Consider the following 7,835-nt stretch of genomic DNA (forward strand, 5'->3'; position numbering starts at 1 on the left):
GAGTGGCCGGGGTGGGCTCCGAACCCACGATCTCCGCATGTCCCAGGTCCGAGGCTCGGCGGAGCCACGGGAAGGACGCGGACGCTTCCAAGGCGTCACCGCACCGAATCTCCGAACCCTATGAGTGCGGCGCTATGTCCAGCTAAGCCACCCGGCCTCACTGCTTCGTACCGCGATGAAACCCTTTAAGCTTCCCATCCGTCGGAAGGGTGTCAGGCGGTGACAGAGGGTCCGGTGACGGAGGGTCCGGTGACGGAGGGTCCGGCCGCGGCGACTCCGCGAGATGTCCGATCCGAGAATCGGACCCCGCGGATTTATGCGGGGCGGGGCGGATCCCCGGGACATGAGCCTTCCCGACCTGCTCGCGGAGACCGCCGGCGACGAGAGCGTCGTCGCCGAGGTCTCGCTCGGGGGAGACGACCGGCTCGCGGTGACGCCGACGCGCACGCTCGTGTACCGCAGCGACGGGCTGCTGTCGGACGAGTCGGTCGCGGAGTACCCCCACGACGTCGAGCGCATCTCGGTCTCGACGGGCCGCCGCAAGGCGAAACTCACTCTCGGCTACGGACTCGACGGCGACGAGACGATCTCGTTGCCGGCGAAGCGCGTCGACGAGGCCCTCCATCCGATCCTCGCCGGCGTGCTCTCGGCGACGGGCGTCACCGACCCCGGCGAGTCGGTCGTGCGAACCTTCCGGTTCTCCGAGCTGACCCTCGTCGTCACCAGCGACCGGCTGGTCAAACACGTCGGCTCCGCGGTGTGGGACGAGGAGTTCGAGGAGTTCCCGTACGCCGACCTCACCGACCTCGACTTCGAGGAGGGGACGGTCGCGACCGCTGTCGTGCTCGCCCACGGCGGCCGCTCCGAGCGGTTCAAGGCCCCCAACGAGGCCGCCAGGGCGGTTCGAGAGACGCTCGTCGACGCCGTCTGCGCGTACCACGACGTCGACAGCCTCGAAGAGTTCCGCGTGACCGTCGCCGACGACGAGTCCGGGGCCGACGCGGACACGGAAAGCCCCACGGACTTCGGCGAGGGCCCCGATCCGCTGTCGGCCTCCCCGGTCGCCGACGCGGAGGCCGAGGCGGAGGCAGGCGCCGGGGCGGAGTCGGGCGCCGAGGCGGTCGCAGACATCGGCGCGTCGGGCGCCACCGAATCCACGACCGCGGACGAGCGGGCGGGCGACGCGGACCCGCTCGCTGCCGGCGTCGAGGACGCGGACGCGGTCGACCGCACCCCGGTGACGGACGCGCAACCGGCCGCCGGGGGCGCGACCGAAGCCGTCGCCTCCTCGGACGGGGCCAGGGAGTCGACCGACGCGCTCTCGGACGATGAGTCACTCGATGCCGATCCCCTCGACGCAGGCCCCCTCGACGCCGACCGGGTCGGGGAGACGGACGCCGAGCGCGGCGGCGACGCGAGTGCGACCCGTCCGGAGGACGCGTTCGACGGCTCCCCGTTCGAGAGCGCCGGCGTCGAGGGCGACGACCTCGCGACCGAGGTTGCTGCGCTCCGTCGCACCGTCGAAGAGCAGTCGGAGCGACTCGACCGGCAGTCGACGCTCATCGAACGGCTGATCGAAGAGCTCCGGCGCGGACGCTGAGTTCGGACCGACCGGCGGTTCCGGTTTACTCGCACCGCCTCCGTTCTCCGATCCGATAGCCGCAGGATGGAATTTATTAACCCGACGGCGAAAGCGCAGAGAGTGACCCCGCAAGTCGGCACGCGCCTCGACGCGACGCTTGGCAGCGTCGCGACCACGGAGAGCCGGATCGCCCTGTCGGTCGGGATCCTGCTCGTGACGGCCGCGATCGGCTGGCTGCTGCTCCCTCGGGTCGTTCGCGCCGGCGAGCGGATCGCCACGAATTGGGTGGAACGGTTCCTCGACGGCCGCGGCGAGAACTCGGTCGAGACCCTCCGCGAGGCCGTCCCGGTCTCGTTCGGGCTTCGACTGCTGGTCGGACTCCTCCAGCTCGCGCTGTTCGCGCTCGCGGCTGTCGCCGTACTGACGCTGTGGGGGCAGTTCGCGGTCGTCGTCGCGGTGCTCCCCGTCGCGGAGAACGCCGCGGCGATCGCCGGACGGACGGCCCTCTCGGCGCTGCTGCTCGGCGGCGCGTACGTCGCGACCGACGTGTTAGAGGAGTACGTCTCCGACCTCTCCGACGACAGCGACCGCATCACGGCTCACCAGGAGCAGCTCCTCACCCGGATCATGCAGGTCGGACTGCTCACGGTCGTGGGGGTCACCGTCCTCGGGATTTGGGGCGTGAACCTCGGCGGGCTCCTCGTCGGCGCGGGATTTTTGGGGATCGTGCTCGGGATGGCGGCCCGACAGACGCTCGGGTCCCTCATCGCCGGCTTCGTGTTGATGTTCGCGCGACCGTTCGAGATCGGTGACTGGGTCGAGATCGGCAACGAGGAGGGGTTCGTCACCGACATCACGATCATGAACACCCACATGCGGAACTTCGACGGCGAGTACGTCGTGGTGCCGAACGACCTGGTCACCAACCAGGCGATCACTAATCGGAGCCGCGAGGGGCGGCTCCGAATCCACATGGAGGTCGGGATCGGGTACGACGACGACCCCGACGTCGCGAGCGGGATCGCAGAGGAGGTGCTCGCGGAGATCGACACGATCGCCAACAACCCCAAACCGTACGTGATCCCGTCGGACTTCGGCGACTCCGCGATTCTGCTCGACCTCAGGTTCTGGATCGACCCGCCGACCCCGCAGGCCAGGTGGCGCTCGAAGGCGGCCGCCGTCGAGGCGATCCAGCGTCGCTTCGCGGAGGCGGGCATCACCATCCCGTACCCGCAGCAGACGGTGTCGTACCCGCCGGAGACCGGGACGGACGACGAGACCGTCGAGCGCGTCGAGCGCTTCGAGGACGGTGGCGGACCGAGAGAGAGGCGAGGTCCGTCCCGCGGTCGCGGGAACCGGTCGGGCACCGGCGGCGGACGGTAGCCCGGGCGCCCCGTCGCCTCACGACGGTACGAACGCTACCGATCCCGTCCGAACCCGTCCGTGAACGTCGCCTCGTCGACCGACAGGACCGTCGGTCGGCCGTGCGGGCACGCGTACGGCCGGTCGCACTCGCCGAGCCGATCGAGAAGCGAGCGCAGTTCCTCGCGCGTCAGGTCCCCGAGTTCACCGCGCTTCAGCGACGGGTGACACGCCAGGTCGGCGAGCAGCGTCTCTCTGGCGTCTCGCGGCGGCTCGCCGCGCGAGAGGGTCGCGAGCACGTCGCGGAACGCGTCCGCGTCGGCCGCCCGCCCGAACGGCGCGGGAACGGACCGGAGCCTGACCGTCCCGCCGCCGAACGGCTCCGTCTCGAATCCGAGGGCGGCGAGCGCGTCGGCGTGCGCCTCCGCGGCGGCCGCCTCGTCGGCCGACAGCGACACGGTCGCCGGCGGGTCGAGCGCGGCGGTCGGGACGGGCTCGTCGGCGAACGCCCGGGCGAGCCGCTCGTAGTTCACGCGCTCGTGGGCGGCGTGGCCGTAGACGACGAGCAGCTCCTCGCCCGACTCGACGAGGAGGTAGAGGTCGCGGAAGACGCCGATCGGCACCGCGTCCGCGAACGCCGCGGGGCGCTGGCCCGCCTCTCCGCCGACCGGGTCGAGCGCCGACTCGATCCCCGTCTCCACGTCGGCCCGCCGCCGGAGGTCGGCGCCCGTGAGCGCGTCCGCGACAGCCGACTCGACCGCGTCCGCGACGCGATCGGTGTCACGCAACCCGACCTCCCGCTTCGCGGGGTGGACGTTCGGGTCGACGCGGGCTGGTGGAACCGCGACGTCGACGGCCGCCACCGGCTCGCGCCCGTCGGGGAGCAGGCGACCGTACCCGGCGCGGACCGCCGCCGCGAGCCGGTCGTTCCGCACGGGACGCCCGTTCACCGATACCCGGACGTGGTCGCGGGAGGCACGAGTCACGGAGGGGTACGCCAGCGCGCCGGCGACGTCGACAGAGAGCGGCGCTCCCCCTTCGGCCCCGACCGAGACGCTCGCCGCGAGCGCGGTCGATCGGCTCGCGGTCTCGCGGTCGTACACGCCGAGCAGCGCCTCCGTTATCCCCGACCCCGGCGTCGACAGCGTCGCCGACCCGTCGTGCTCCAGCGTGAACGCGACCGCCGGATTCGCGAGGGCGTAGTCCGCGACCAGCGAGGATATCTGCGCGAACTCGGCGGCGGGCCCGGCGAGCGACTCCCGGCGCGCCGGGCGGGTCGCGAACAGGTCCTCGACGACGGCCGTGGTCCCGCGGGCGCGGCCGGCGTCGGTGACGGTCGGGACGCGGTCGCTCGCCGTCCCGTCGACGACCACCCGCGTCCCGACCGCCCCGCCGTCGTTCGTCGTCAGTTCGAGTCGCGCGGCGGCGGCGATCGCGGCCAGCGCCTCGCCCCGGAACCCGAGCGAGTCGACGCCGACCGGGTCGCCGTCGGGCGCCAGCTTGCTCGTGGCGTGGCGCTCGACCGCCCGCCGGGCGTCCGCGCGAGTCATCCCGCGGCCGTCGTCGGCGACCCGGATCCGGTCGGTGCCGTCGCCCTCGACCGCGACCTCGACCCGGGAGGCGTCGGCGTCGAGCGCGTTGTCGATCAGCTCGCCGACGACACGCGCCGGCCGGGTGACGACCTCGCCGGCGGCGATCCGGTCGACCGTGGCGGGGTCGAGCCGACGGACGCGGGTCGCCCCCTCGGCCGCGTCCGTCGTCTCGTCCGGCCGGTCCCCGCCCACGCGCTCCTCACCCGCCATCGTCGAGCCTCGACTGGAGGTCGTGGAGGGCGTTCAGCGCCTCGATCGGCGTCATCCGGGCGAGGTCGAGCCCGCGGAGCTCGGCGGCGAGGTCGCTCCCGGAGTCCGCTTCCGCCTCGTCGGGGCGTCCCTCGTCGTCGGGTCCGCCGCCGCTCGCGTCGTCGTCCGCGCCCTCCTCAGCGAGGAACTCGCGGAGCGAGACGTCGCCGGGGTCCGGCTCGTCGCCGACCGGACCCTCCGACCCCTCGGCCGGTGCGTCCGGTCCGTCTCCGGGGGCGTCCTCGCCGTCTCCGGGGGCGTCCTCGCCGTCTCCGGGGGCGTCCTCGGCGGCGGCGGCCACCAGCGCCCGCGAGCGCTCCACCACGGGCGCGGGGACGCCGGCGAGCTCGGCGACCTCGACCCCGTACGACGAGGAGGAGGCGCCGGGAACGACCCGGTGGAGGAACGTCACGTCGCCGGCCTCGCGGGTGGCGGCGAAGTGGAGGTTGAAGACGCGCTCGCGCTCGTCCGCGAGGTCGGTGAGCTCGTGGTAGTGGGTGGCGAAGAGGGTCGTCGCGCCCAGCTCGTCGTGGACGAACTCGGCGGCCGCGCGGGCGATGGCGCGCCCGTCGGTCGTCGCGGTGCCGCGGCCGACCTCGTCGAGGAGGACGAGCGAGTCCGGTCCGGCGTCGTGGAGGATCTCCGTCAGCTCGCTCATCTCGCGCATGAACGTCGACTGGCCGCCGGCGATGTCATCGGAGGCGCCGACGCGGGTGAACAGCCGGTCGAAGACGGGGAGCGAGGCGGCCTGCGCCGGGACGAACGAGCCGGTCTGCGCGAGCACCGTCGCGAGCGCGACCGCCCGCATGTACGTCGACTTCCCGCTCATGTTCGGGCCCGTGATCACCGCGACGGACCCTCTGGGAAGGTCGGCGTCGTTCGGGACGAACGACTCCTCGGCGCGCTCGACGACCGGGTGGCGGCCGCCCTCGATATCGATCCCGGCCTCGGGGTCGTCGACGACCTCCGGGCGGACGTAGTCGCCCTCGACGGCGACGGCCGCCAGCGAGCAGCACGCGTCGAGCTCGGCGAGCGCGTTCGCGAGTCCCTGGATCCGCTCCGTCTCGGCCGCGACGCGCCCGCGGACGTCGGCGAACAGCTCGTACTCCAGAGCGTCCGCGCGCTCGGCGGCGCCGACGATCTCCTCCTCGCGCTCCTTCAGCTCCGGCGTCACGTAGCGCTCGCTGTTCTTCAGCGTCTGCCGCCGGCGATAGTCGTCGGGGACGCGGTCGAGGTTGGCGTCGGTCACCTCGATGTAGTAGCCGTGGACCCGGTTGTGGCCGACCGACAGCGAGTCGATACCGGTGCGCTCGCGCTCGGCGGCCTCCAGATCTGCGACCCACTCGCGACCCTCGCGCTCGGTCGCGCGGAGGGCGTCGAGGTCGTCGTCGAACCCCTCCCGAATCACGCCGCCGTCGGTGATCTCCGGCGGAGGATTGGCCGCGACCGCCTCGTCGATCAGCTCGCGGACCTCGACCAGCTCGTCGAGGCGCTCGCGGAGGTCGCGGAGGTGGCCGGTTTGGGGGTACTCGGTGTCGCCCTCGGCGTCCCCGCCGTTCTCGGGGGTCCCGTCATCCACGCCCGCGAGGACCGCCTTCAGCTCGGGGACGACCGCGAGCGTCGCGTGCAGCGACCGCAGGTCGCGGGCGTCGGCCCGCCCCCGGGAGACGCGCCCGACGAGCCGTTCGAGGTCGTAGGCGGCCGCGAGCGCGTCGGCGACCCCCTCGCGGACCAGCGTGCGGTCGGCCAGCTCGCCGACCGCGTCGTGACGGCTCCGGATCGCGTCGGCGTCGACGAGCGGTCGCCGGAGCCACCGCTCCAGGCAGCGCCGGCCGAGCGCGCAGCTCGTCTCGTCGAGGACGTCGAACAGGGTGTCGCTGGCGCCGAGCCCGCGGTTCTCGAACAGCTCCAGGCTGCGCTGGGCGGCGGCGTCGAGCCGGAGCCGATCGCGGGGGTCGTACCGGCGGAGCCGCGTGACGTACGAGAGCGGGCCGTCGTCCCCCTGCGTGTACTCGGCGTACGCGAGCACGGCGCCGACCGCGCGCAGCTCGACGTCGGACTCGAACCGCCGGTCGGGCGCCGAGAGGTACGGCTCCAGCCGCTCGGTCGCCGCTCGTCGACCGAAGGCGTCGGGGTCGTACTCGTGCGCCGTCCAGCCGTTCTCGGCGTCGGCGGGCTCGAACGCGGGGGCGTCCGGTCCCGCGATCAGTTCGGCCGGGGCGATCCGGTCCAGCTCACCGGCGACCGCGTCGCGGTCGCCCGACGTGACGAGACACTCGCCCGTGGAGACGTCGACGGCGGCGAGACCGACGGGCGCGGACCCCGAGGCGTCTCCGCCGCCGTCACCCCCGTCCCCTCCGGCCGCCACCGCCGCCACGTAGTTCGTCGTCCCCGCCTCCAGCAGGTCGTCCTCGACGACGGTCCCGGGCGTGATCACCTCGGTGACGGCGCGGTCGACGAGTCCGGACGCCTCCTCGGCGTCCTCGACCTGGTCGCCGAGGGCGACGCGGTAGCCGGCGTCCAGCAGCGATTCGAGGTAGGGGGCGGCGTTGTCGATGGGGACCCCCGCCATCGGGTAGTCGCCCGTCGAGTCCGAGCGCTCCGTGAGCGTCACCTCACAGACCCGCGAGACGACCTCGGCCGCCTCGCAGAACGCCTCGTAGAAGTCGCCGACCTGGAACAGGACGAGCGCGTCCTCGTGGGCGGCACACAGGTCCGCGTACTGCGAGAGCATCGGCGTGAGCTCCTCGCGGACGGCGGCGACGCCGGGCGGCACCCCGGTCGCGAGCTCTCGGTCCGCAGTTGCCATATCGCGAACCCGGGCGCCCGCGGGCATAAACGGTACGGAGAGTAGCGGGCGCGGAGGGAAGGATTCCGGGCGCGACAGCGAGCCGCCGGCGCGAGCGACCGCGGACGGGCGGCCCCGCAGGAGCCCGTGTCGGCCGCGAGTCGCCGAGACGCTTACAACGGTGGACGCCTCAGTACGCACGTGACGAACCGTTCGATCATCGTCGGACTGGCCGCGACGTTCGTCGGGCTGACGGCCCTCC

At 73.2% G+C, this 7,835-nt stretch carries 4 protein-coding genes and 1 tRNA gene; 2 read left to right on the forward strand and 3 right to left on the reverse strand.

The annotated features are described in order from the left end of the window. Positions 1–3: 3 nt before the first annotated feature. A tRNA-Met gene (locus U4E84_RS15675) sits at positions 4–157 on the reverse strand. Positions 158–343: 186 nt separating this feature from the next. Here U4E84_RS15675 and U4E84_RS15680 point away from each other — a divergent pair. Both U4E84_RS15680 and U4E84_RS15685 read left to right on the forward strand, forming a co-directional pair. After that, positions 344–1,600 carry a hypothetical protein gene (locus tag U4E84_RS15680; RefSeq protein WP_322533057.1) on the forward strand — a complete coding sequence of 419 codons (1,257 nt, stop codon included), beginning with the start codon at positions 344–346 and terminating at the stop codon, positions 1,598–1,600. Between the two features lie 102 nt (positions 1,601–1,702). Next, positions 1,703–2,965: a mechanosensitive ion channel family protein gene (locus U4E84_RS15685; RefSeq protein WP_322533058.1), complete on the forward strand. Its 1,263-nt coding sequence runs from the start codon at positions 1,703–1,705 to the stop codon at positions 2,963–2,965. Between the two features lie 35 nt (positions 2,966–3,000). Here U4E84_RS15685 and mutL read toward each other — a convergent pair whose 3' ends face one another. Both mutL and mutS read right to left on the reverse strand, forming a co-directional pair. Continuing rightward, positions 3,001–4,746, reverse strand: a complete 1,746-nt coding sequence (mutL, locus tag U4E84_RS15690; RefSeq protein WP_322533059.1) for a DNA mismatch repair endonuclease MutL — start codon at positions 4,744–4,746, stop codon at positions 3,001–3,003. Further along, the gene (mutS, locus tag U4E84_RS15695; RefSeq protein WP_322533060.1) at positions 4,736–7,594 is read right to left on the reverse strand and encodes a DNA mismatch repair protein MutS; all 2,859 of its coding nucleotides are present in this window, start codon (positions 7,592–7,594) and stop codon (positions 4,736–4,738) included. Before mutS ends, mutL begins: the two co-directional genes overlap by 11 nt. Positions 7,595–7,835: the final 241 nt, after the last annotated feature.

The organism is Halorubrum sp. AD140, from assembly GCF_034497445.1.
Classification (GTDB): Archaea; Halobacteriota; Halobacteria; order Halobacteriales; family Haloferacaceae; genus Halorubrum.